Genomic DNA, 24,794 nt, shown 5'->3' on the forward strand with positions numbered 1-24,794 from the left:
ATTTAAGTTCTAATAGTATAAATGCAATATAAATGATAGAATTGTATAAAGTAATCTATGATTATTAGAGGTGAAAGATGATGAGCGAATATAGTTCTAAATTACAAAGTAAAAATATGGATTTTCTTTTTGAGGGAGTTTTAAGTTTGAAATCAAAAGAAGAGTGCTATAGATTTTTTGAAGATATATGCACTATAAATGAAATTAAAGCATTTGAGCAAAGACTACAGGTAGCAAAAATGTTAGCAGATAAAAAGACATATTTGGATATAGCGAGTACTACAGGGGCCAGTACTGCCACTATAAGTAGAATAAATAGATCATTAAATTATGGTAGTGATGGGTATAAGCTTATATTAGGGCGTTTGGAGAAAAATAAATAATTATACTTATTTTTATGTGATTGCAAATTTAATTAAAAGAGACGGTTAACATAACCGTCTCTATTTTTAAAAATGTTTAAGTTTTGTAAATTTGTGATATAATTATAGGTATGTTTGTAGTTAAATAGTAGTAATGCTAAATGTAGCTAGTATTACTATAATATATAAGGAGTGGTTTCGTGGATTTACAAAGTTTGTTAAATAAAGAGCAGTGTGAGGCTGCAATAACAGTTGAGGGTCCGCTTTTAATACTAGCTGGTGCAGGATCTGGGAAAACAAGGGTTTTAACTTATAGAATAGCACATATGATACAAGATTTGAATATATATCCATCACAGATTTTAGCAATAACTTTTACTAATAAAGCAGCTGGTGAAATGAAAGACAGGGTACGATCACTTGTAGGAAATATTGCCGATAATATGTGGATTTCTACTTTTCATTCAAGTTGTGTTAGAATTCTTAGGCGCGAGATAGATAAACTAGGATACAATAAGAATTTTACTATTTACGATAGTTATGATCAAAAAAGTTTGGTTAAACAGTGTACAAAGGAACTTAATATTAATGATAAAGATTTAACTGATTCAGAAATATTAAATAAGATATCAAATGCTAAAAATGAACTTATTTCACCGGAAAAGTATAAAAAAGAAAATGAACATGATTTCAGAAAAAATAAAGTGGCTGATGTTTATCTTCTTTATCAAAAAAAGATAAAAGCTAACAATGCATTGGATTTCGATGATTTAATTTTTAAAGCGGTAGAACTTCTTAAAAATAACAAAGACGTTTTGGACTTTTATCATTCAAAATTTAAGTACGTTATGGTGGATGAATACCAGGATACTAATAAAGCGCAATATGAGCTGGTAAGACTTTTAGTAGATAAAAATGAAAATATATGCGTAGTTGGGGATGATGACCAATGCATTTACGCTTGGAGAGGCGCGGATGTTACCAATATCTTAGATTTTGAACAGGATTACCCAAGGGCAAAGGTGGTTAAACTTGAGCAAAATTATAGATCTAAAGGGAATATACTTATGGCAGCTAATGAAGTTATAAGAAATAATTCTCAGAGGAAAGATAAAGCGCTAAGAACTGAAAAAGATGCTGGAGAAAAAATAAATTTATATAGAGCCTTTTCAGATAGAGATGAGGCGAATTTTGTAGCAACTCAGATTAAAACAATTATGAAGGAAGAGAATAGGAGTTATAAGGATTTTGCAATTTTATATAGAATGAATTCACAATCTCGTATTTTTGAGGAGAGCTTCAGGAAAAATTTAATTCCCTATAAAATAGTAGGTGGATTAAAGTTCTACGATAGAAAAGAAATAAAAGATATAATGGCGTATTTAAAAGTTATAAATAATCCACTTGATGATATTGCATTAAAAAGAATTATAAATGTACCTAAAAGAAATATAGGCGATGCAACTATAGAAAAGGTTCAAGAATTTGCAACTAGTATAGAACAATGTTTGTATAGTGCAATACTAGATGTAGATACAATACCAACACTTACAACTAGAAATATATCATCCATAACTAAATTTGTTAGCCTTATGAATAGTTTTATGGCTAAAAATGAAGAGGTACCTGTGTCTGAACTAATTAAGTCTATTTTAAATGATACAGGATATCTAAAACAGTTAGAAAATTCCAAGGAACCAGAGGATGAGAGCAGGGTTCAAAATATAAAGGAATTAGTATCGGACGCAGTAGAATTTGAAAAAACTTCTGAAGATAAATCACTATTAACTTTCCTAGAAGGGGTAAGTTTAGGATCAACAACTGATGATCCAGATGAAACTATTGAAACTGCGGGAATGATGACGGTACATAGTGCCAAAGGGTTAGAATTTCCAGTAGTATTTATGGTAGGTATGGAGAATGGTTTGTTTCCAGGTATGTCTTCTATAAATAATCCTACTGAAATGGAAGAATCAAGGCGTCTATGTTACGTTGCTATAACAAGAGCAGAAGAGAAACTTTATATAAGCTCAGCAGAGAGTAGAATGGTGTTTGGAAGAATTGTCGGATATCCGCCTTCTGATTTTATAAGTGAAATTTCTCCGAATTTAAAAGAAATTGTTATGGGAGCTAATAATAGGACTGTGGAAGTATTAAGGAGAAAGAAAACTAAGGCTCCGGCAGCTTATAATCCTCATGGTCTTTTAAGTCATCCTGCTACAGAAAATAAAACATCTGTAAATGATTACCTTTCAGTTACTGCGCAAGAAAATAGTTTAGGACAGCAAAGGGAAGTTACTGTAGGTAGAAAAGTAAGACATAGTAAATTTGGAATAGGTACCATTGTGTCAATTTCAAAATCTAGTGGAGATGCTTTAGTTTCAATAGCCTTTGATAATATGGGAATTAAAAAATTAATGTTAAATAAAGCACCTATAGAAATGTTATAGGTAATGTTGGGTAGAATAACTAGTGAGTGTGCTAGTTATTTTATTTGTATTATCAAAATTATTATTTGTATTTTGTGGGAAAGGGTGTAATTTATGGATAAAAATAAAGAAATGCAGTCTAAGGCCTCAAGTATTATGAATGTAGAAGATAAAATTAACGAAATAAAAAAGATAATTAAATATCATAGTGATAGATATTACAACGAAGATGAACCGGAAATATCAGATCATGAATACGATACATTAATGCTTACTCTTAAAGAAATGGAGAGTGAGCATCCAGAACTTATCACATTAAATTCCCCAACTCAAACAGTAGGTGGAAGTGCTAAAAGAAAAGCTGGAGTACTGGTAAAGCATAATGTCCCAATGCTCAGTTTGCAAGACGTATTTACAAAAGAAGATGTCTATGCTTATGTAAATAAAAAGATTGAAGAGCTTAATGATCCAACCTTTGTTGTTGAACTTAAAATAGATGGTTTGTCAATTGCCTTGCGTTATGTCGATGGTAAATTAACAGTAGCTGTGACTAGGGGAGATGGAATAATTCAAGGAGAGGATGTCACTGAAAATGCTAAAGTGATTGCGGATGTTGTAAAGAAGCTGAAAGAGCCTATTCCGTACCTGGAAATTCGTGGTGAAGTATATATGTCAACTGTTGCTTTTAATAAGGTTAATGAACAGCAGGAGTTATTAGAAAAAAAGATATTTGCCAATCCAAGGAACTGTGCTGCAGGAACACTCAGACAGTTAGATAGTAAAATAACAAAGGAAAGAGAATTATCTCTATTTATTTTTAACGTTCAAGATGCCAAGGGAATTCAATTTGAAACACATACCAAAAGTTATGAATGGTTAAAAAAACAAGGTGTAAAAGTTATTGAGAACTATGTGAAATGTAAAACAGCCCATGAAGTGTGGAATGCTATTGAGTCTATAGGAGAGGAAAGAGGTAATTTAGCATATGACATTGATGGAGTTGTTATAAAAATTGATAACCTTAAAGATAGGGAAGAACTTGGAAATACTTCTAAAGTTCCGAAATGGGCTATAGCTTATAAATTTCCTCCAGAAGAAAAAGAAACAAAATTACTAGATATTGAAGTGTCGGTAGGAAGAACTGGTAGAATTACCCCTACAGCAATATTTGAGCCAATTCGTTTATGTGGAACATCGGTATCTAGAGCAATCCTTCACAACCAAGATTTTATCGATGATTTAGATATAAGAGTTGGAGATATAATTGTTGTATATAAATCAGGAGAGATTATACCTAAAGTAAAGTATGTAGTCAAAGAAAAACGTACTGAAGAATTAATTAGATTTAAGATTCCTGACATATGTCCTGTATGCGGTACACCAACTGTACGTGAAAAGGATACAGCTGATATTAAATGTACGAACCCTAGTTGCCTTGCGCAATTAGAAAGACACATCATTAATTTTGTTGGCAGGAATGCTATGGATATAAAAGGTTTTGGGGAGGCGTACATTAAGGAACTTATTCGCGCGGAGTATATCAAAAATATTGCGGATATATATTCACTCTTTAATTACAGAGAAGAACTTATAAATCAGGGTATAATAGGGAAAGAAAAGAATACGGATAAGTTGCTAGAAGCTATAAATAAATCCAAAAGTAATGAAGCTCAAAAACTACTTACGGGCCTTGGGATTCCTAATATTGGAAAAGTAGCAGCGAAAAGTATAATGAAGAATTACAAGTCTATTGAAGATTTAAAAAATACATCTTTGGAAGAATTGCAAAATGTCTCGGATATAGGTGAAATAAGTGCCTTATGTGTACTAAAGTTTTTTGAGGATGATAAAAACCTAGAAATAATTGACAGGTTAAAAGATTATGGCGTAAATATGGCCGTAGAAGAGTCAAGTAAGGTAGATATTGTGTTTGATGGAATAACCTTCGTTGTAACTGGTACACTTGCTTCTATGGGGCGAGATGAGGCTACAGTGATGATAGAAGAGCATGGTGGGAAAGTAGCAGGTTCTGTATCCAGTAAAACTAATTATGTGTTAGCTGGAGAGAATGCTGGAAGTAAGCTTACAAAGGCTCAAAAGCTTGGAGTTACAGTTATAACTGAAGAGGAACTTATAAATATGTTAAAATAGGGGGATGTTCAAAGTGGATTTATCCGAAGGGCCTTGCATACGAACTCCAAACTAGAAAATCCATTAAGCAATTCTAATAGTTTTGTCGTTTCTTCTGCAAGTCACTTCAGATAAATTCACTTTCGTTGTGGTAATGTGTAGTTCAAATAAACAAGGGATATTCTATTTCAGTGAAAATAATTATAATGAAAATATTTAGGGAGATATAAGAAAAGAACATCGAGGTTAATCGATGTTCTTTTGTGCGTCTAAGGTAGATGCTTTCTATGTTAGGATGCTGAAATTTCTTTTTCGTTTGGTATAAGAGTATCTTTTACTTTAACATCAGCTTTGTTACATTCGCTATTATCATGGTTTAAAGATAATTTAGATGTGTTATGTATAAGTTTTTCCATTAAATAATTTTTATATCTTAACTGGTCATATATTTTAATTAAAAGAATAAAACCCCATATTGCGGTAAACATAAAAGTTAACATGGTAAGTATAGCCATTATTTGAATAGTTATGATTAACATAGAAATACCTCCCTTTACAACTTGTGATTACATAAATTATGTAAATGAATAAGTATATTATAACATAATTAAAGTGCAAAAAGCTAACATAGTTAGGAGAATTCATTGCCAAATTCGCTTACTACCATAAATAATTGTGCTCTAATTTTTATTATGCTATTGATTATTTCATATATAACAAGTCAATACTTTGAGTAGTGGGAAAGTAGGAGATATATATGAAAAAAATATTATGTGGAATGTTAGCATTTATGATGATGTTAACTAGTGGATGTGTTGAAAAGAAAGTTAAACCTTCAACTTCAAGAAAATACTTGGTTTATAATTTAGGAGAGTTGCCATCTGATTTGTCTATGGCAGATAATGATAATGCACGACAAAAGGATTTGTTATTAGCTTTATTTGAGGGATTAGTTCGAGAAGATAAATATGGAAAGATAGTACCTGCTATGGCAGAATATTATATTTCAGAGGATAAAATAGGATATACCTTTAAATTAAGAGAAAATATTCATTATAGTGATGGCACCGTAATAAAAGCTAGAGATTTTGTAAAGTTTTTTCTCGATACACTATTAGAAAAAGATAATATTTACGCTAAAGAGTTGTATTGTATATTTGGAGCTAAGGATTTTAGTATGGGGAAAGTAAATGTTGATGGAGTTGCTATTGCTGCAAAGGACGATTTCACCTTAGAGATAAGGCTAAATAGCCCTAATGATTATTTCTTAAATATTCTTAGTAATCCGGTTTTCACCTTAAGGGAAAATAATTTAAATTTAAAAAACTGGAAAGATAATTATGAAGAAATTAAATATAGTGGTCCATTTATCATAAAAGATGTAAATCAAGATGGGGAGATAACTTTACGTAAAAATGAAGATTATTGGAGAGCTAAACAGATTGTTAGTAATGAAATGCTCTTTACTTCCATAAAAGATGAAGAGAAAGCCTTAGCAGACTTTGAAACTACTGAGATTACTTCTACATCAAAAATCGATGTATTTGTAAGTCCACCAATAAGTGAGGTGATTTCCCTTAGTATGGAAAATAAAACTGAAGTAATACCATCGCAGACTATGTATTATTTAACGTTTAATTTAAAAACTAAAAATGAAGCAGATGAAAAAGATATATTAGATTTGAATTTTAGAAATGCAATTAGCTCTACAATAGATAGGGAACTGATTATACAAACTGTATCAAAAGATTTAGCAGTTCCAGCTATAAACTACACGCAGTTTAGTGGGGGAGATGTAGATAACAGTAAATTAATTTTTAATGTGTTTGGAGATAGAGATAAAGGGAAAGAGTATTTAAAGAACAGTACTTTTGATAAAAAGAAATTAACTATCATTTATGAAAGTGAAAACTTTGATACTAAGATAAGTAAGGAAATAGCACAATATATTGATGATAATTTAGATATAGATGTAGTTTGTACTGGCTATGAAAAAGATGAGCTTGTAAAGGTAATTATGAGTGGCAATTATGATATAGTATTTTCAAAAATTGACGATGAGTATGGAGATGTTTATAAATTTTTTAGTAGATGGACATCAAATTCATCATATAATATTTATGGATATAATAATTTAGAATATGATAAAATTATTGAAAGTGCAATTATGGAGAATAATAATAAGAATAAAATAGAGATGTATAAAGATGCACAACAAATATTAGCGAAAGATTTGCCATGCATACCCGTATATATTGGAAATACAATTATATGCAAAAAAGAAAATATTAAAGATATATATACCACTAAAAATGGGAATTTAGTATTTGATTATGCTTATAAAGAGGAAGGGACTACTGTTAAGTAATCCCTTAATAGAATTAATGTTATTTGTTTCGGAAAAATATTGTTAAAAAGAAAATAAACATATTTTTGCTACTATCAAAAGAGGATTTACTTTGCTTGAAGCTCTCCTTTTTTTTGTTGTATACAATATTTTTAATAAATATAGAAGCGAGTTCGTTATTTTCAGGGGCTGGTATACTAGGCATTCTGAAATCTTCATCTCCTATTAAATCTTCTGATTTTAATGAAGAATTTCTGTAATGCTCTACATTATCTAAAGAAGGAACATCTGGCCAACTTAAAACCAAACCCGAATCTAAAATTTGGTTCTTGAAAATATCTTGAAGCATGGAAGAATTATCTTCCGGATTATTAAAATCAGAATATATCATTAGGCTGTACATGTATAGTAGTAGTTCATCACAGGTATAAGTTATTTCTTTATCATTACTTTCCTTTAGGATAATACCTTTATTATTTTCATATAATTTTGTAAGCTTTTCATATAAATCGTCACTAGTTTCTTTGAATTTATGAAAGTGAGTATTATTATACATAAGCATACAATTTATAAAAAGCATACAGGAATAATCCAATTTAGCGTTAATTATTATAGATGGTTTGGAATTGTATTGTTCCATTATCAAATCCGAAAAATCTTTTAATAAATCTTCGCATTGTTTAAGGCCGGAGTACTTGTAAAAAACATTTAATGCCAGACATATTTTATTGAGTTCTTCAAAGGAGGAATTATAAATTTCTTCTTTATACTGAACAAACATATTTAAGATATCTAGAGCGAATTTTTTGTATTCTTCCTCTTGTTTGCTTTTATCATTACAAGAATATTTGTAGTAAGCTGACATCATAAATGCTTGATCAGAAAATTTGAATTTATTGTTTTTATCTTCAAAATTAAATTCTTGGTTTAGAGGATCTGTTAAATCTTTTTTATCAACAAACAGACCATCTTTGTTTCGAAAATAAGAAGCATAAAATTCTAATTGTTCTTTGCATAGTTTAAGGTAAGTAGAGCTTAGAGCATATATATTGTCGTCAATGTCTTTAAAGCTACTATAATAGTCTACCAGTTCTAATAGTGATAAGGTCATGAATGCATTACTATTAATTGTTATTTCTTTTTTTACCTTGTTTTCATTCCAAGTTAAGATACTTTCCTGAGATTTTAATTTAGCATCTGCTTTTCTGTAAACACATAAAAGTGGAGAATTTAAACTAATTGTGTTAATATCAATCTTAGAAAAGGATTTAGATTTTAAATCACGCGCTGGAATGTATATTCCACATTTTGATCCAAAAACTATATCTTTTAAAGATTCTTTTGATAAGTGGAAAAATTGATTTTTTATGTTTTTTTTGTTTAATGTATTAGTTCTTAAAAAAGGTCCTATAAATTTCAAAATATCACCACCATATATTAGTCCTTATATAAATAATATGATTTGGTTTGTTAAAATGTGCTAGTTTTATTAAATTAGAGAGGAAGAATTTAAATGGAAATTGGAAAACTTAATTGGGATGATTTAAAACAAATAATTGAGGTTAATAAAAGTGTTGTACGATCTGATGTAAGAATTAGAAGTGGAATAGGAGAAGACTGTAGTGTCATAAATTTTGGTGAGTATGAATGTATCGTTTCTACAGACCCAATAACAGGCGCAGATATAAATATAGGTAAACTGGCAGTTAATATAAATTGTAATGACATAGCTTCTTGTGGAGTTGAGCCTGTGGGTATTTTAGTCACAATTCTAGTACCCCCAACTGCTACGCTTCAAGATATAAAAAATATAATGGCAGAAATAGATGAAGAGACCAAGAAACACAATGTGGAAATATTAGGTGGGCACACTGAGGTTACAGAGGCTGTTAATAGAATAGTAGTTTCCTGCACTGCCATAGGAAAAGGAAAGGCTGGACGTGCAGTAGCAACATCAGGAGCAAAGATTGGTGATGATATTGTTGTTACCAAATTACTCTGTATGGAAGGAACTTCAATTATAGTAAATGACCATATCCATAAAGTGAAAGATGTTTTAACCCTTAAAGAGGTAAAAATAGCAAAAGAATATATTAATAGTATTAGTGTAATTAACGAAGGTCGTATAGCTGGAGAGCATGGAGTTAATGCAATGCATGATATAACAGAAGGGGGAGTGCTAGGAGCACTCTGGGAGGTAGCTGAGGCTAGTAATTTGGGATTTAAGGTATATAATCATAAAATGCCAATTAGCGATATAACTTATAAAATATGTGGGAAACTTCATATTGATCCTCTGAAATTTATATCATCGGGAAGTATGTTAATAACAGTTGCTAGTGGTAAACAGTTAGTAGACAAATTAAATAGTAAAGGCATAAAGGCTACAATAATAGGAAATATCACTGGGGCTAGAGGTATACTAGTAACTGATGATACTGAAAGAGACGTTTTGCCACCTACTAGAGATGAATTATTTAGTATATAATTATTATATATAAAAGAGAGGTAAGGATAGATAATAATGAAAAAAATAATAGTTGCTAGCAATAATGAACATAAAATTAAAGAGATAAAACAAATATTATCACAATTTCCTTTTGAGGTGTTATCTTTGAAAGAAGCTAATATCAATATAGATGTAGAGGAAACCGGAACTACATTTATGGAAAATGCAGAAATAAAGGCTAATGAGATTTTTAAAATAGCTAATGGGGATATGGTGCTTGCAGATGATTCGGGATTATCAGTAGAACTTTTAAATGGAGCGCCAGGAATTTTTTCAGCAAGGTTTGCAGGAGAACATGGAAATACTAGCGAAAATAATAATAAATTACTATCTCTTTTAGATGGCACAAGAGAAGAAAAGCGAAAAGCTAAATTTATTTGTGCAATGGTACTTATAATAAATCAAAATCAAATAGTAAAAGTTCAAGGGGAAACTGAAGGGATAATAACAGCTGAGTTTAGAGGAGAAGAAGGATTTGGATATGATCCCTTATTCTTTGTAAAAGAAGTAAATAAAACTTTTGCTCAAATGAGCCCAGAAGAAAAAAATGTTATTAGTCACAGGGGAAGGGCACTTAGTAAATTAAAAAGTGAGATGGAAAGATTAATATAAGAAATGTAATATACTATTAAAGGACAAGGTGGTTTTAAATGCGTATAGGTGTTATAAGTGATACACATAGGAATGCTAGCAGTATAGAGCTGCTAGGAGAGAAAATAAAGGCAGTGGACGTACTAATTCACTTAGGTGATAATGTAGATGACATATCAATTCTAAAGAGGTACTACAAGGGTAGAATAATTAATGTGAGAGGTAATTGTGATTTTTGTACTAAAACACCATATGACCTGGTAGAAGATATCGGTGGGAAAAAGATTTTTTTAACTCATGGTCATAAATATAGTGTAAAAGAGAATTTGTGCAATTTAAGATATAAGGCATTAGAAACAGGATCTAGCATAGTTTTATATGGTCATACTCACATTGCAAAAATAGATTTTGAGGAGGGTATATGGTATATAAATCCTGGTAGTGTATCTGAGCCAAGAGATGGAGCTGGGAGTTTTGCTATTATTAATATTGATGGAGAGGTTATAAATCCAACTTTAATAAGATTTTAGCATAAGCTAATACCATGGGACAATTTATTGCAATATTCAACAGGAAAACTTTGAAAAAAGTATTGACGTATTAGCATATATGGTGTAGAATAATCCATGTCGTCACAAAAAAACATTCATTTTAAATCTTTGTGAGGTTAAAGGTAATTTAGAACATTAAACATTATAATATAAAGGTTTAATGGATATCGGGGTGTAGCGCAGCTGGGAGCGCGCGTGGTTTGGGACCATGAGGTCGCAGGTTCAATCCCTGTCACCCCGACCATTTTAAATTAATATGCGGGTATAACTCAATGGTAGAGTGTTAGCCTTCCAAGCTAATTACGAGGGTTCGATTCCCTCTACCCGCTCCAAATATGCTTAGGCGTATTATAATGTACATAAGTGTCTTTAGCTCAGTTGGATAGAGCAACGCCCTTCTAAGGCGTGGGCCGGGGGTTCGAATCCCTTAAGACACACCATATGGTGGGAGTAGTTCAGTTGGTAGAGCGCCAGATTGTGATTCTGGTTGTCGTGGGTTCGAGCCCCATCTTTCACCCCATTTAATGCTGGGATGTCGCCAAGCGGTAAGGCACCACACTTTGACTGTGGCATTCGTAGGTTCAAATCCTGCCTTCCCAGCCAATAAGGTTTACTAGCTCAGTTGGTAGAGCACATGACTTTTAATCATGGTGTCCGGGGTTCGATTCCCCGGTAAGCCACCAAAATAGTAATAACTGGCAGGTGTGGCGGAATGGCAGACGCACTAGACTTAGGATCTAGCGCCTCACGGTGTAAGGGTTCAAGTCCCTTCACCTGCACCATTACTATTCATTATAAAGAAGGAAATATGCGGGGGTGGCTCAGTGGTAGAGCGTCACCTTGCCAAGGTGAACGTCGCGAGTTCGAATCTCGTCTCCCGCTCCAAATATGCTTAGGCATATAAATATGTAAGTGTCTTTAGCTCAGTTGGATAGAGCAACGCCCTTCTAAGGCGTGGGCCGGGGGTTCGAATCCCTTAAGACACACCAATATGCGTCACTAGCTCAGTTGGTAGAGCACCTGACTCTTAATCAGGGTGTCCAGGGTTCGATTCCCTGGTGTCGCACCATTTTTTAAATAATGTCGGGGTGTAGCGCAGCTGGGAGCGCGCGTGGTTTGGGACCATGAGGTCGCAGGTTCAATCCCTGTCACCCCGACCATTTTAAATTAATATGCGGGTATAACTCAATGGTAGAGTGTTAGCCTTCCAAGCTAATTACGAGGGTTCGATTCCCTCTACCCGCTCCAAATATGCTTAGGCGTATTATAATGTACATAAGTGTCTTTAGCTCAGTTGGATAGAGCAACGCCCTTCTAAGGCGTGGGCCGGGGGTTCGAATCCCTTAAGACACACCATATGGTGGGAGTAGTTCAGTTGGTAGAGCGCCAGATTGTGATTCTGGTTGTCGTGGGTTCGAGCCCCATCTTTCACCCCATTTAATGCTGGGATGTCGCCAAGCGGTAAGGCACCACACTTTGACTGTGGCATTCGTAGGTTCAAATCCTGCCTTCCCAGCCAATAAGGTTTACTAGCTCAGTTGGTAGAGCACATGACTTTTAATCATGGTGTCCGGGGTTCGATTCCCCGGTAAGCCACCAAAATAGTAATAATCGGCAGGTGTGGCGGAATGGCAGACGCACTAGACTTAGGATCTAGCGCCTCACGGTGTAAGGGTTCAAGTCCCTTCACCTGCACCATTACTATTTATTATAAACAAGGGAATATGCGGGGGTGGCTCAGTGGTAGAGCGTCACCTTGCCAAGGTGAACGTCGCGAGTTCGAATCTCGTCTCCCGCTCCAAACATGCGGGTATAACTCAATGGTAGAGTGTTAGCCTTCCAAGCTAATTACGAGGGTTCGATTCCCTCTACCCGCTCCAATGAAAGTCTTTAGTATTTATACTAAAGACTTTTTATAAATTATTTTGCGCCCATAGCTCAGCTGGATAGAGTGGCAGACTTCGAATCTGTAGGCCGTGGGTTCGACTCCCTCTGGGCGCACCATGAAAGCCATACAAACATTATGTTTGTATGGCTTTTATTTTTGACTTGCAAAGAGTCTTGTAGCATTTTCACAGAAAATAATTAAATTATTTGTTTTTATTATATATTATAAATGTTATTTTTGTATTAAAGAAGTTGCTATCGCCTTACTTACTACTCCTTCTCCACCAAATAGGATTACGTTTGTTATCTTTTGTTTAATTATTAGCTCTTTCTGTTTAGTTATATCCTTATTGTCCACAAGTAGCACGCTACAATTATTTCTTGCAGCTAATACTGAGCCACTTAAAGCATCAGGGAAATCTATTCCTGTAGCCACGGCTATAGTAGTTGTGGTTAGATTAAAATGCTTCACTATATTCATTGAAGTTTCATATCTATTCTTTCCACCTAACCTTACTATAGTTATTTCCTTATTTAGGTTTTTAATTTGTGTTTCAATATTAGTGCTAAGCACTCCTGTTCCACCTATTAGATAGACAGTTGTTGGTTGTATATTAGTTATGTCCCGGCTAACACTAGCAGATAAATTATCTTTACCATTTAATAGCATTGAATATCCGTTTATTGCAGCTATACTCGATATACTTAGTGCATCTGCAAAGTCACTGCCTGTAGCGATAACAATACTTGTACCTTTAGGTGTATTTAGATTATTAACTATTTTATGATTTGTTTCATAACGATCCTTACCGCCAAGTCTAATTATTTTATACCCTTGCACCGTTAGATAATCTGAAATGTCTTTGCTAACTGCACCAGTACCACCTAATATATATATGTTTTTATTTTTACCTAAGTTTGATGTAATATAATCTAATACATTTTTGCTGTTACTAATAGTCTTATTAACTAATAAGAGTGGCGCATTATACTTATAAGCTAGTCCTGAACCAGCTAAGGCATCAGCAAAATCATTTGCTGTAGCGAGTACTACTGCATCTGGTGCTTTATCAGTATATTGCTGTTTAGCTATGGATAGAGAAGTCTCTATTCTATTAAGTCCGGCTAATCTTTGTAGTGTAGGTAATTTTAAAATTACTGGAATGGTTTTTGCAATATTTTTTAGTCTTATGTTTAGTACGTAATTAATACCATTATTTGCTTTTATGTTTGCAATTAGTGCATCTCTAACTAACACGCCTGTTTTCAAAATTGTATTGCTTACGTTAGCATCTAAGAATCCTTTAAAACCATCCCCTCCAGTTAGTATATAGTCAGGTCCAGCTAATTTAAGAATTTCTGTGTCGCTTATTGCTGTGCCATCCTCTCTTGTTATATTTAATACTCTAGAGCCAGTTGGTTCTGTAGAATCATACGTAAACTTAATGCCAGATGTTTGTAATCCCTTGCCACCATCTTTTACAGCTTGTTCTAATATAACTTTTAATTGTTCCTTTGTTAGTAAAACTGTATTTATTTCATAATCATATGGCATAAGAAAAAATATGTTTCCAACATTGATAGGTCCAGATTTAATATCAGATCTTAAACCACCATTGTTTTGTATACCTATATCAGAAGTTGCATTTAATCTAATTGCATCGGCGGTCCAATTGCCAAGTATACTTTCACCATATGGTGAACCAATGTGAGTTCTTGTTAAAGTTTTTTTAGTAGTTCCAATAACTTCAGAAAATGTAGGAGCCGCTGCATCTATAATTGCCTTAACTTCTGGGTCTTGTACTGGAGTACCAGCAACATAATTTGGATCTCCAGGTTTTAAATTTGGGTTTCCTATTTTATATCCATTTAAAGAAGTTGTATCCAGGGCTTTATAATCGGATATGCTTGGAACTGCAAAACTAACTTTATTGTCTAGTTGTACTGTCATTTTTGCATCAATATAGCCTCTTCCACTGTAATTTGCTATGTATACAGGTATTCCGTTAGCAGCAGTTGCTGTAACTAATGTATGGGAATGTCCACCAAATACTGCATTAACATTTGTTAATTTATTTGTTATAGTAAATATTTCTCCAGTAGTTGGAGTCTTATAGTCGTTCCCGGCGTGTATTATTGCAATAATTACATCAGCAGTTTGTGCTGCCTTTATTTCAGCTGCACAAGCATTTACTTCAGTAGCAGCATCAGTAAAAATATAATCCTTTCTATATGCTGGAATTATTAATTGTTCTGATAAATTAGTAATTGCGCCAATGAATGCAATTCTAACACCATCTTTGACTATTATCTTGTAAGGAGCAAATTTTCTATTACCCTTAGTTCCATCAACATTCTTATTGTATAAGTTTGCTGCAACAATTGAGTAACTAGCATCTCTCATAGTTGTGTTGACTACGGTATCTAATTGCCAGTCAAATTCATGGTTTCCAAGGGCAGTTACTTCCATACCAATATTACTAAGTGACTTTTGTACTGGTACCCCTCTAAGCACAATTGAGATTGGAGATCCTTGATATAGGTCTCCGCCACCAATTATAATTGTTCTGTCTGGATTTGTAGCTTTTGTATCTTTTATGTTTTTAGCAAGAACCCCACCAATAGGTAGGGGTATTGCATCGTTACTTATAAGTGCTCCGTGTAAGTCAGTAATCTCAATAATATCAAATACCTTGTCACCTATATCTGCTTTCGCTGTCATTGTAAAAGTAGAAAATAAAGTAAGAGTCATAAAGAATGTAATAACTAAGGTTGTCCCTATTTTTGCATTGTGATATTTAAATGTTTTTAACAAGACGTCACTCCCTATTTTTAAATTTGCTCTAATGCATAACTTAAAGCCTGTACACATGTAAGCAATATTGATATGTATATTATTATATTACCATACTAATATTTTGTAAATAATGAATATTTAGTTTATTTTGATCCTTTCACATAATTCAGTACCTTTTGAGATAAGCTAGTTTAAAACCCCACTTCTATAATCTATAGAAGTGGGGTTTTGTATTGAGTTGCTGCTGTTGTGCTAACTTGTCCATCATCTTCAAGTACTTTTGCTGAATCATAAGTAACTAAGGATGCATCAGTGTTGATTATTCCTTCGGCTGTCATTAATCCTCCACCACCGTTGAATCTATAGTTATTTATTTTGATGTTTTAAAATCAAATTTATGTTATATGATTCTATAGTATTAAATTCAGTATTAGAAGCTTTAAAGTTTGGGTCTGGTTTATACCATGATTTACTATTAAAATAACTTTTAAATGGTTCCGATTTAAATACGTACCCATGTCTGCCATAAATCTCATTCTTAGCTAAGGCTAAGTTATCTTTACTTACTAGAGCTACATCAGATTCTAAAAGTTTTTTACTTCCGCTTTTAGGAAATATATAATCATTATCCGCTGCCTTAGTTTTATCAGTGACGTCTGTAGATGCAGGAACATTCGCATCTTTATCAGAGCTGGTCTCTTTATTCGGAGTTATATTGTCATTTAAAGGAGCCTTGTCTGATTTTTTTGGAGTAACAGTGGAATATTTTGAAAATGAGTAATAATAACTTATACAACCAACAGAAAATAATATTAGTACAAGTAAAAAAGTAATTAAAATTGAACGTACAATTCTATTTTTTTTAGGAGTACGTTTTTCTAGAGTATCATTCTCTGGAGTATCTTTTTCAGCAGTGCCATTCTCGTAAATAGTTGAAATTTTTTCCTCAGATATTAAACTGTTTTGTATTATTTCATTACCACAGTTTGGGCAAAATTTTGTACGAGAATCTATTTGAAAACCACATTTAGAACAATTCATAAATTAAAGTCTCCTTCTTTAAGCTTTATAATAAGTATTATACTAAAATATAGACAAGTTTTAAAGTTTTTAGAATAAATAAATCCTGATTTGTACTGAATTTATAAAAAGTTAATAAATTTTAGGATTTGCTAATTTGTAAAAAAGATGTAATAATATAGTGATACATATTATAGGGGGGATTAATAAATGAAAAAATCAATTTTAACATTTTTCTTGTCATTAACCTTACTTGCTTCAATTACCGGTTGTAGTAGACAAGTAGAGTTGAAAACTGGTGTTGTGAACAGTTCAACTATTAAGTCATGTGCTTATGACATTACATTGTCTGCTGAAGTAACGGGGGATATGAATAGCGTCTCAGAACCAGGTGATCTATCGAGTATATTAAGTGCTGGTAAAGTATCTTTGAATTTTAACGGCAAGATGTTAACGGATAAAGAAAGATCAAAGATGAGTAGTAATGTAAAAGTATCATCTGCAGGAGTTTCTTTTGAAGCACCGATGTATATTGATAGTTCTAGTTCCAAATTAGACTTTGATATGATTATAGGATTGCCTGAAATACTAAAAAGTATGATGGGTGATCAACTAGCAAATACATCATACTTACGTTTAGCTTCAAAGGATTTAGAGAGTTATATGAAGAGTATTAGCTCTCCTGAGGATTATAAAAAGTTTCAGGATTCAATGACAAAAGCAATGGACACTAAGAATAATAAGAATACTCAAGTTTCAAAAGACATCTTGGATACAATTAATTCTTATTTAGATAAGAACGAGAAGAAAGTACAAACATTTGAAAAGCTTGGTGATAAATCAACTTCAAAGAATGGTGTATATACAATTAAGTTTTCAAAAGATGACATAAAAGCTATTATTTCTAATTACTTAAGTAATGAAAAATATTTTAGTAATTTAAAAGAGGTTATTAAAGAAGCTCAGGGAGCAACTGAAACAGGATCTGTAAACCTGGAAGATGCAACAAAACTTATTGAAGAAAGTAATAAAGCTATTGATGCTGCCCAAGTATTAGATATAGTATCAACATTTACAATAGAAGACAAATTAATAACTAAAACAAATGTTAAATTTGATGTTACTGTGGAAGGTAGTAATGTAAAAGTTGAAATTGATAGTAAATTAAGTGAAATTAATAAAATAACTTCTTTAGCTCCTCCAGAAACTACTAAAGAGAATACATTAAATATTATGGAATTTATACAACAACAACAACAAATTCAATATTAATTAAAGCTTAATTATAAAAATAAAAAAAGCTACCTTAAAGTATATTTTAGGTAGTTTTTTTATATGTATTGAAGTATAAATTTACTGACTTTTTTATAAAATTGGGTTGACATGAACTAGAATATATAGTAGTATAAATCAAAGAATAAATAAAAATTACCTTTAATTTGGTCCGAGAGGCTGAGAAGGAAGCAAAGATTAAACAGGTATTGCTACGCCTTCTCATAATTGAGATGGCGTTTTTATTTTTTTAAAGAAATATGAAACCATAAAACTACTATAGTACCTTTAAATGTAGTCCCGAGAGGCTGAAAAGGAGAGGATTTAATATGTTAAAAGGAAGACACTTAATCGAACCAATGGATTTTACACTACTAGAACTGGAGGAAATTTTTGATTATGCAGATGAAATAATAAAGAATCCTACAAACTTTTCTCATAAGTGTGATGGAAAAATTTTGGCAACATTATTTTATGAACCAAGCACACGAACGAGATTAAGCTTTGAAGCTGCAATGTTAAGACTTGGAGGCCAGGTATTAGGTTTTTCTGAGGCAAAATCAAGTTCAGCATCAAAAGGAGAAAGCGTAGCAGATACTATAAGAACCGTAGAATGTTATGCAGATATCGCAGCAATGAGGCATCCTAAAGAAGGAGCTCCTAAAGTTGCATCTATGCATTCTCAAATGCCAGTAATAAACGCCGGTGATGGCGGACATCAACATCCAACTCAAACACTAACAGATCTTTTAACTATAAGAAAAATCAAAGGGACATTATCAAATTTAACCATAGGAATTTGTGGAGATTTAATGTTTGGCAGAACAGTTCACTCATTAATAAAAGCCATGTCAAGATATGAAAACATTAAATTTGTACTAATTTCACCAAAGGAATTAATGATTCCAAGTTACATTAAAACAGAAGTACTTGATAAAAACAACATAGAGTATATGGAAACGCAAAAACTAGAAGATGTGATTGGTGATTTGGATATATTATATATGACAAGAGTTCAAAAGGAAAGATTTTTTAATGAGGAAGATTATATAAGGCTTAAAGATATTTATATACTAGATAAAGAGAAAATGAAAAAGGCTAAGAGCGATATGATAATACTTCACCCACTTCCTAGAGTTAATGAAATATCTGTAGAGCTTGATAGTGACCCAAGGGCCTGTTATTTTAAACAAGCAAAATATGGCATGTATGTAAGAATGGCACTTATTGCTAAACTTTTGGGGGTGGATAAATAATGGTAACAATAAATAGTATAAAAAGAGGAATAGTGATAGATCATATTAAAGCAGGCGTTGGACTTAAAATATTCAATTATTTAGGTCTTGATAAGGCTGATTTTACTGTGGCACTTATTATGAATGCACCTAGCAAGAAACTTGGTAAAAAAGATATAATAAAGATAGAAAATGAGATTGATATAGATTTTACAGTGTTAGGCTTTATAGATCCTAATATAACAATAAATATAATATCTGGAGAAGAAATTGAAACTAAAGTCAAATTAAAATTGCCGGATAAAATTGACAAGGTTATAAAATGTAATAATCCAAGATGTATCTCTTCTATAGAACAAGAAATTTTGAATAGCTTTTACTTATCAGATAGAAAAAAGGGTGAGTACAGATGTATGTACTGTGATGAAATTAATAATCAAGCTACTAAGTAAATATCAGGCAATGTGAGAGGATGGTAGGACTATGGAATTATTAATTAAAAGTGCAAGAATAGTTGATTCATCACAGGATTTTATTTCTGATGTTTATATAAATGAAGGAATAATATATGAAATAGGAAAAACAATAGATAAAGACTGTGAGGTAATAGATGGGAAAGGGTATGTTTTAGCACCCTCTTTCATAGATCTTCACAGCCATTTTAGAGAGCCGGGATATACTTATAAAGAAGACTTATTATCTGGAAGTAAAGCTGCAGCACGGGGTGGATATACTGCGGTAAATCTTATGGCAAATACAAACCCAGTATGTACGAGCATGGAAATTATAGACAAGGTGCTTAAAAAGGCTAAGGAAATAAATCTGGTGGATATTCATCAGTGTGCATCTATTACAGAGGACTTAAAAGGAAATTCCATAGACCACTTAGATAAGTTAACCTCTAAAGTTAAATTTATATCTGATGATGGTAAGGGAGTTTCTAATAGTAAAATAATGCTCTTGGCAATGGTAAAAGCAAGTGAAATGAATTTAACAGTAATATCTCATGCCGAAAATGAAGAATTAGTTGAGTTTGATACTAGGCTTGCTGAAAATATGATGACCTGGAGGGACATAACTCTTTCAAAATTTACTGGGTGTAAACTTCACTTAGCTCATGTTAGTACAAAAGAAGCTATGAAATACATTATAGAAGCGAAACAGCAGGGAGCAAAAGTAACCTGTGAAGTCACGCCTCATCACTTAACAGATACTTCTGAAACTAGTTATAGAGTAAATCCACCTATAAGAGAGACTGACGATGTAAGTTTTTTAATTAATGCTATAAAGGGCGGGTTTGTGGATGTTATATCTACAGACCACGCACCACATAGTACATCCGATAAAAAAAATGGGGCACCGGGTATATCTGGCCTTGAAACAGCATTCCCTATATGCTTTACTAAACTAGTAGGAGAAGGACATATTACTCTAAACAAACTTTCTGAAATTATGTCTAAAAATCCATCTAAAATTATGGGATTAAATAGTGGCGAAATTAAAATAGGGCTAGATGCAGACTTAGTACTCTTAGATGTTAAGACTAAATATAATATTGATATTTCAAAATTTTTATCAAAGGGAATTAATTCTCCCTTTGATGGAAAAACTGTAATAGGCAGCGTAATGTGCACTATTAAGGCGGGAAAAACAATATATAAAAATCCTGAATTCAAAAGTAAATAATTGGTTTGTATAAATGAAAATGGAGGAGGAGTAACCTTTGATTATTGATAGATTATATGAAAGTGTAGAAAATAAGGGTAATGTGTGTATAGGACTTGATACTGCTATAGAATATTTACCACTAGAATTTAAAAATAAGTTTTCATATGAGGATCATGCGCTGTATAGATTTAATCAACAAATAATTGATGCTACTTTTGATGTATCAGCTTGTTATAAGGTACAAATAGCATATTATGAAGCTCTTGGGCTAAAAGGTTTAAAAGTATACAAAGATACTCTAAGTTACATAAAAAGTAAGGGTGGCATAGTTATTGCGGATATTAAAAGAGGAGATATTGCAAAAACAGCAGAAATGTATGCTAAAGCTCATTTTGAAGGAGATTTCGAAAGTGATTTTATAACTGTAAATCCATATATGGGCATGGACAGCATAGAGCCATATCTTCCTTATGTAAAAAACAAGGAAAAAGGACTATTTTCACTAGTAAGAACCTCTAATAAAGGGGCAGAAGATATTGAATATATAGAGAACAAAGAAAATAAAAAAGTTTATGATATAGTAGGAAAAAAAATATTGAATATTGGAAGCGAATTCAGAGGACAATGTGGATATAGCTCAATAGGAGGAGTCGTTGGATGTACTCATATGGATGAAGGATTAAAGATGAGGAAAGATTTAGAAAATATGTTTTTCTTGATACCTGGGTATGGAGCACAGGGTGGTGCAGCAAATGATGTAGCCATTTATTTAAATAATGGAAATGGTGGGGTTGTAAATGCTTCTAGAAGTATTTTGCTTGCTTACAAGAAGAAGGAACAGGGCGAAACTCATTTTGAAGAATGTGCTAGGGAAGAGGCAATAAAAATGAGAGATGAAATAAGAGCAGCAAGCACTAGAAATGTGAAATAATTCGTAATTTTACATGAAGTACTGGAGGGGTTTAGTTGATATGTTCAGTAGAAAAAACATATGAAAATGTTGAAATAAGTGAAGGTGTGTATATGCTTTCTATAAAGGGCAAGTTTAACGTAAAGCCAGGCCAATTTTTTATGATAAAGGTAGAAAGCCTAGAACCATTATTACCAAGGCCTATAAGTGTGTATGATGTGTGTGAGGAAAAAATAAGCTTTTTATATCAAATAGTAGGTCAAGGTACGAAACTTCTTAGCAAGCTAAAAGAAAACGACGAAATTCAGATAATGGGACCTCTTGGAAATGGATTTGATATAGAAAAAATAAAAGGTAATATTGCTGTAGTATCTGGAGGGATTGGGATAGCTCCACTTTTGTACCTCATAAAAAAGCTTACAGATTGTAACGTGGATTTGTACGCAGGGTTTAGAACTGTGGATTATTCTGCAGATACTGTGAGTAAATTTGTAAACGAAACTTATATATCCACAGAAAGTGGTGCCATTGGTCACAAAGGATACGTAACAGATTTAATTAATCCACAAAAATATAATACAGTTATATGTTGCGGACCAGAAATTATGATGAAAAAAGTTGTGCATAAATGTAATGACACAAATGTTCCTGTATTTGTATCTATGGAAAGTCATATGGCCTGCGGTATAGGTGCATGTCTTGTATGTACTTGTAAAACTGTAGAGGGAAACAAAAGAACCTGCAAGGATGGTCCGGTTTTTTTAGGGAAGGATTTGATTTTTAATGATGAGTGTTAAGTTATGTGGTGTTAATCTGAAAAATCCTGTTATAGCTGCATCAGGAACCTTTGGATTTGGAGCAGAATATGGACAGTATTATGATATTTCAAGACTAGGAGGTATATCCTCTAAAGGTCTTACAATTAATGAGAAACAGGGGAATGATGGCATACGTATTTATGAGACTAGAGGTGGAATGTTAAACAGTGTAGGACTTCAAAATCCAGGAATTGAAAAATTTATAAATTCTGAACTGACCATGATGCAGGAATATAACACAGCTATAATAGCAAATGTTGGAGGCGGAAATATAGAGGAATATATTGCAGCTATAGAAAGATTAAATAATGAGGCTGTAGATATAATAGAATTAAATATATCTTGTCCTAATGTAAAATGTGGAGGTATGGCTTTTGGAATCAATTCAAACGTAGCTTATGATGTAGTACGACAGGTGAAAAGCATATGCAAGAAACCACTTATGGTTAAGCTCTCACCAAATGCGCAGGATATAGTAGATATGGCATACAAATGTTGTGAAGCTGGAGCAGATGCATTGTCCCTTGTAAATACTTTTAAAGGCATGGCAGTGGATATACATCAAAGAAGTGCAGTTTTTAGTAATATATATGCAGGGTTATCAGGCCCAGCTATAAAACCTATGGCCCTTCGAATGGTTCATGAGGTATGCAAGGCTGTTAATATACCAGTTGTTGGTATGGGTGGTATTTGCTCATATGAAGATGCTATACAATTTATAATGGTGGGAGCAACGGCAATTCAAGTTGGAACGGCTAATTTTATAAAACCTGATATATGTATAGATATAATAGAAGGAATGGAAGACTATATGTTGCGTGAAGGCATTAAAGATATAAGTGAGATACGAGGGATTATTTAGGAGGCGATATTATTAATATTAATGTTTTAGATATATTAAAAGAGTCGGGCGCACTACTAGAGGGACATTTTCTGTTATCCTCAGGACGACACAGTAACAGATATTGCCAATGCGCAAAATTACTTCAGTATCCAGATAAGGCTGAAAAGGTGCTAAGTGTAGTAGCTCAAAAACTTAAGGATATAGATTTTGATGTGGTTGTAGGCCCGGCTATGGGTGGTATAATAGTAGCTTATGAAGTAGGTAGACAAACTGGAAAGCCTGCTATTTTTACAGAAAGAGTTAATGGCACTTTTGAACTGCGAAGGGGTTTTGAAATTACTAAGGGGCAGAAGGTTTTAATTACAGAGGATGTAGTAACTACTGGTAAATCTTCACTAGAAACAATAAAGGTTTTAGAGGAGCTTGGTGCAGAGGTAGTTGGAATATGTTGCATTGTGGACAGAGGAAGTAGCAAGATTGATTATCCTATTTATAGTTCTATAAAACTGGAAATTGAAAGCTATGACCCAGTAGATTGTCCTCTTTGTAAAGAGGGAACACCCTACATAAAACCAGGTAGTAGGAATATAAAGTAGAAAAGCAGAAGGTTATTGTAACCTTCTGCTTTTGCTTTGTTATGCTGTTTGTGATTTTGATTTTTCTTTAGTTATTAGCAAATTATCAATTAACAGTTGAAGCTCTTTAGTTTTATCTTTATCCATGGGTTCTACACCTTTTAATTTATAAGGGATAGATAGTTCTTCATATTTATGTGCTCCTAGAACATGATAGGGAAGAAGTTCTACTTTATCTACATTTGGAACCTCTTCACTTATAATTTTAGACATTTTAGTTATATGTTCCACGGAATCTGTAATTCCTGGCACAACAACGTGTCTTACCCAAACCCTGGATTTGGATTTTCTCAAAGCGCCTAAAAATGAATTAATACCTTTAGTATCTTTGCCGGTTAAGTTAACATAACCAAGGCTTGTTGTATGTTTTATATCTAAAAGTACTAAATCAGTATATTTTAATATATCATCATAATTACCACTTCCAAAGCCAGATGTATCTAAGCAAGTATGAATGCCATTAAGTTTACATAATTTTAGGCACTCAAGTAAAAATTCTGGCTGCATTAATGGGTCGCCACCAGAGAAAGTAACTCCACCGGAAGAACGATCAAAATATGGTTTAAATCTAATAATCTTTTGGACAATTTGGGCGGATGTCATTTCCATACCACCACTGAGATTCCAAGTATCTGGGTTATGACAGTAGGCACATCTTAATTTGCATCCTTGAAAGAAAACCACTACTCTTATTCCAGGACCATCAACTAGTCCCATTGTCTCTATAGAATGAATATTACCTTTTATCATATATACTCCTCCTCAACTTAGGTATAAAAATATTTAAAG

At 32.8% G+C, this 24,794-nt stretch carries 21 protein-coding genes and 20 tRNA genes; 35 read left to right on the forward strand and 6 right to left on the reverse strand.

The genetic code is table 11. The features are described from left to right. The first annotated feature begins 80 nt into the window (after positions 1 to 80). The 3 genes from ACREWB_RS06280 to ligA all read left to right on the forward strand — a co-directional run bounded on the left by ACREWB_RS06280 (position 81) and on the right by ligA (position 4,942). Complete coding sequence (locus ACREWB_RS06280) at positions 81 to 383, forward strand: YerC/YecD family TrpR-related protein (protein ID WP_431546629.1); 303 nt, start codon at positions 81 to 83, stop codon at positions 381 to 383. A gap of 179 nt (positions 384 to 562) precedes the next feature. Continuing rightward, complete coding sequence (gene pcrA, locus ACREWB_RS06285; RefSeq protein WP_431546630.1) at positions 563 to 2,812, forward strand: DNA helicase PcrA; 2,250 nt, start codon at positions 563 to 565, stop codon at positions 2,810 to 2,812. A gap of 135 nt (positions 2,813 to 2,947) precedes the next feature. Then, the gene (gene ligA / locus ACREWB_RS06290; RefSeq protein ID WP_431547155.1) at positions 2,948 to 4,942 is read left to right on the forward strand and encodes an NAD-dependent DNA ligase LigA; all 1,995 of its coding nucleotides are present in this window, start codon (positions 2,948 to 2,950) and stop codon (positions 4,940 to 4,942) included. A gap of 269 nt (positions 4,943 to 5,211) precedes the next feature. Here the strand turns inward: ligA and ACREWB_RS06295 are convergent, their stop codons facing one another. Next, the gene (locus ACREWB_RS06295; RefSeq protein WP_431546631.1) at positions 5,212 to 5,460 is read right to left on the reverse strand and encodes a hypothetical protein; all 249 of its coding nucleotides are present in this window, start codon (positions 5,458 to 5,460) and stop codon (positions 5,212 to 5,214) included. A 218-nt stretch (positions 5,461 to 5,678) separates the two neighbouring features. Here ACREWB_RS06295 and ACREWB_RS06300 point away from each other — a divergent pair, with 218 nt between their 5' ends. Then, positions 5,679 to 7,289: a peptide ABC transporter substrate-binding protein gene (locus tag ACREWB_RS06300; protein WP_431546632.1), complete on the forward strand. Its 1,611-nt coding sequence runs from the start codon at positions 5,679 to 5,681 to the stop codon at positions 7,287 to 7,289. Between the two features lie 19 nt (positions 7,290 to 7,308). Here the strand turns inward: ACREWB_RS06300 and ACREWB_RS06305 are convergent, their stop codons facing one another. Continuing rightward, positions 7,309 to 8,688: a hypothetical protein gene (locus tag ACREWB_RS06305; protein ID WP_431546633.1), complete on the reverse strand. Its 1,380-nt coding sequence runs from the start codon at positions 8,686 to 8,688 to the stop codon at positions 7,309 to 7,311. Positions 8,689 to 8,781: 93 nt separating this feature from the next. On the opposite strand from ACREWB_RS06305, the gene ACREWB_RS06310 reads away from it, so the two are divergent. The 23 genes from ACREWB_RS06310 to ACREWB_RS06420 all read left to right on the forward strand — a co-directional run bounded on the left by ACREWB_RS06310 (position 8,782) and on the right by ACREWB_RS06420 (position 12,923). After that, the gene (locus ACREWB_RS06310; protein WP_431546634.1) at positions 8,782 to 9,756 is read left to right on the forward strand and encodes an AIR synthase family protein; all 975 of its coding nucleotides are present in this window, start codon (positions 8,782 to 8,784) and stop codon (positions 9,754 to 9,756) included. Between the two features lie 36 nt (positions 9,757 to 9,792). Beyond that, positions 9,793 to 10,389 carry an XTP/dITP diphosphatase gene (locus tag ACREWB_RS06315; RefSeq protein ID WP_431546635.1) on the forward strand — a complete coding sequence of 199 codons (597 nt, stop codon included), beginning with the start codon at positions 9,793 to 9,795 and terminating at the stop codon, positions 10,387 to 10,389. 38 nt (positions 10,390 to 10,427) lie between these two features. Beyond that, positions 10,428 to 10,898 (forward strand): metallophosphoesterase, encoded by a 471-nt coding sequence (locus ACREWB_RS06320; RefSeq protein WP_431546636.1) that lies wholly within the window; start codon positions 10,428 to 10,430, stop codon positions 10,896 to 10,898. 189 nt (positions 10,899 to 11,087) lie between these two features. After that, positions 11,088 to 11,163 (forward strand) — tRNA-Pro (locus tag ACREWB_RS06325). A 14-nt stretch (positions 11,164 to 11,177) separates the two neighbouring features. Continuing rightward, positions 11,178 to 11,251, forward strand: a tRNA-Gly gene (locus ACREWB_RS06330). A 31-nt stretch (positions 11,252 to 11,282) separates the two neighbouring features. Continuing rightward, a tRNA-Arg gene (locus ACREWB_RS06335) sits at positions 11,283 to 11,359 on the forward strand. A 4-nt stretch (positions 11,360 to 11,363) separates the two neighbouring features. Continuing rightward, positions 11,364 to 11,439, forward strand: a tRNA-His gene (locus ACREWB_RS06340). Between the two features lie 8 nt (positions 11,440 to 11,447). Continuing rightward, positions 11,448 to 11,522, forward strand: a tRNA-Gln gene (locus ACREWB_RS06345). Between the two features lie 4 nt (positions 11,523 to 11,526). Further along, positions 11,527 to 11,602: transfer RNA gene (locus ACREWB_RS06350), tRNA-Lys, on the forward strand. Positions 11,603 to 11,617: 15 nt separating this feature from the next. Beyond that, a tRNA-Leu gene (locus ACREWB_RS06355) sits at positions 11,618 to 11,701 on the forward strand. A gap of 28 nt (positions 11,702 to 11,729) precedes the next feature. Beyond that, positions 11,730 to 11,804 (forward strand) — tRNA-Gly (locus ACREWB_RS06360). Positions 11,805 to 11,831: 27 nt separating this feature from the next. Then, positions 11,832 to 11,908: transfer RNA gene (locus tag ACREWB_RS06365), tRNA-Arg, on the forward strand. A 4-nt stretch (positions 11,909 to 11,912) separates the two neighbouring features. Further along, a tRNA-Lys gene (locus ACREWB_RS06370) sits at positions 11,913 to 11,988 on the forward strand. Between the two features lie 15 nt (positions 11,989 to 12,003). After that, positions 12,004 to 12,079, forward strand: a tRNA-Pro gene (locus tag ACREWB_RS06375). A gap of 14 nt (positions 12,080 to 12,093) precedes the next feature. Further along, positions 12,094 to 12,167: transfer RNA gene (locus tag ACREWB_RS06380), tRNA-Gly, on the forward strand. Between the two features lie 31 nt (positions 12,168 to 12,198). Continuing rightward, positions 12,199 to 12,275: transfer RNA gene (locus tag ACREWB_RS06385), tRNA-Arg, on the forward strand. A gap of 4 nt (positions 12,276 to 12,279) precedes the next feature. Next, positions 12,280 to 12,355 (forward strand) — tRNA-His (locus ACREWB_RS06390). A gap of 8 nt (positions 12,356 to 12,363) precedes the next feature. Next, positions 12,364 to 12,438, forward strand: a tRNA-Gln gene (locus ACREWB_RS06395). A gap of 4 nt (positions 12,439 to 12,442) precedes the next feature. Further along, positions 12,443 to 12,518, forward strand: a tRNA-Lys gene (locus tag ACREWB_RS06400). Positions 12,519 to 12,533: 15 nt separating this feature from the next. Further along, positions 12,534 to 12,617: transfer RNA gene (locus ACREWB_RS06405), tRNA-Leu, on the forward strand. A gap of 28 nt (positions 12,618 to 12,645) precedes the next feature. After that, positions 12,646 to 12,720 (forward strand) — tRNA-Gly (locus ACREWB_RS06410). Between the two features lie 5 nt (positions 12,721 to 12,725). Beyond that, positions 12,726 to 12,799 (forward strand) — tRNA-Gly (locus ACREWB_RS06415). Between the two features lie 47 nt (positions 12,800 to 12,846). After that, a tRNA-Arg gene (locus ACREWB_RS06420) sits at positions 12,847 to 12,923 on the forward strand. Positions 12,924 to 13,038: 115 nt separating this feature from the next. On the opposite strand, the gene ACREWB_RS06425 is transcribed toward ACREWB_RS06420, so the two are convergent. The 3 genes from ACREWB_RS06425 to ACREWB_RS06435 all read right to left on the reverse strand — a co-directional run bounded on the left by ACREWB_RS06425 (position 13,039) and on the right by ACREWB_RS06435 (position 16,644). Continuing rightward, positions 13,039 to 15,621, reverse strand: coding sequence for a cell wall-binding repeat-containing protein (locus ACREWB_RS06425; protein ID WP_431546637.1), 2,583 nt, complete (start codon positions 15,619 to 15,621; stop codon positions 13,039 to 13,041). 194 nt (positions 15,622 to 15,815) lie between these two features. Continuing rightward, positions 15,816 to 15,941 carry a hypothetical protein gene (locus ACREWB_RS06430; RefSeq protein ID WP_431546638.1) on the reverse strand — a complete coding sequence of 42 codons (126 nt, stop codon included), beginning with the start codon at positions 15,939 to 15,941 and terminating at the stop codon, positions 15,816 to 15,818. A gap of 28 nt (positions 15,942 to 15,969) precedes the next feature. After that, positions 15,970 to 16,644 (reverse strand): YARHG domain-containing protein, encoded by a 675-nt coding sequence (locus tag ACREWB_RS06435; RefSeq protein WP_431546639.1) that lies wholly within the window; start codon positions 16,642 to 16,644, stop codon positions 15,970 to 15,972. A 189-nt stretch (positions 16,645 to 16,833) separates the two neighbouring features. On the opposite strand from ACREWB_RS06435, the gene ACREWB_RS06440 reads away from it, so the two are divergent. From ACREWB_RS06440 to pyrE, 8 genes are all read left to right on the forward strand, one after another. Further along, complete coding sequence (locus tag ACREWB_RS06440) at positions 16,834 to 17,895, forward strand: hypothetical protein (RefSeq protein ID WP_431546640.1); 1,062 nt, start codon at positions 16,834 to 16,836, stop codon at positions 17,893 to 17,895. A 329-nt stretch (positions 17,896 to 18,224) separates the two neighbouring features. Beyond that, positions 18,225 to 19,151, forward strand: coding sequence for an aspartate carbamoyltransferase (gene pyrB, locus ACREWB_RS06445; protein WP_431546641.1), 927 nt, complete (start codon positions 18,225 to 18,227; stop codon positions 19,149 to 19,151). Further along, positions 19,151 to 19,582, forward strand: coding sequence for an aspartate carbamoyltransferase regulatory subunit (locus ACREWB_RS06450; protein WP_431546642.1), 432 nt, complete (start codon positions 19,151 to 19,153; stop codon positions 19,580 to 19,582). The genes pyrB and ACREWB_RS06450 overlap by 1 nt, the downstream gene beginning before the upstream one ends. A 31-nt stretch (positions 19,583 to 19,613) precedes the next feature. Continuing rightward, on the forward strand, positions 19,614 to 20,816 hold the full coding sequence (locus ACREWB_RS06455; RefSeq protein WP_431546643.1) for a dihydroorotase: 1,203 nt from the start codon (positions 19,614 to 19,616) through the stop codon (positions 20,814 to 20,816). Positions 20,817 to 20,853: 37 nt separating this feature from the next. Next, the gene (gene pyrF / locus ACREWB_RS06460) at positions 20,854 to 21,729 is read left to right on the forward strand and encodes an orotidine-5'-phosphate decarboxylase (protein WP_431546644.1); all 876 of its coding nucleotides are present in this window, start codon (positions 20,854 to 20,856) and stop codon (positions 21,727 to 21,729) included. A gap of 92 nt (positions 21,730 to 21,821) precedes the next feature. Next, positions 21,822 to 22,505, forward strand: a complete 684-nt coding sequence (locus tag ACREWB_RS06465) for a dihydroorotate dehydrogenase electron transfer subunit (protein ID WP_431547156.1) — start codon at positions 21,822 to 21,824, stop codon at positions 22,503 to 22,505. Then, the gene (locus ACREWB_RS06470; protein WP_431546645.1) at positions 22,492 to 23,388 is read left to right on the forward strand and encodes a dihydroorotate dehydrogenase; all 897 of its coding nucleotides are present in this window, start codon (positions 22,492 to 22,494) and stop codon (positions 23,386 to 23,388) included. Before ACREWB_RS06465 ends, ACREWB_RS06470 begins: the two co-directional genes overlap by 14 nt. Before the next feature lie 8 nt (positions 23,389 to 23,396). Beyond that, positions 23,397 to 23,966 (forward strand): orotate phosphoribosyltransferase, encoded by a 570-nt coding sequence (gene pyrE / locus ACREWB_RS06475; RefSeq protein ID WP_431547157.1) that lies wholly within the window; start codon positions 23,397 to 23,399, stop codon positions 23,964 to 23,966. Between the two features lie 39 nt (positions 23,967 to 24,005). Here the strand turns inward: pyrE and pflA are convergent, their stop codons facing one another. Next, the gene (gene pflA, locus ACREWB_RS06480) at positions 24,006 to 24,755 is read right to left on the reverse strand and encodes a pyruvate formate-lyase-activating protein (RefSeq protein WP_431546646.1); all 750 of its coding nucleotides are present in this window, start codon (positions 24,753 to 24,755) and stop codon (positions 24,006 to 24,008) included. Positions 24,756 to 24,794 lie beyond the last annotated feature (39 nt).

Origin of the sequence: Clostridium sp., from assembly GCF_050717635.1 — a bacterium.
Taxonomy (GTDB): Bacteria; Bacillota; Clostridia; order Clostridiales; family Clostridiaceae; genus Clostridium_AD.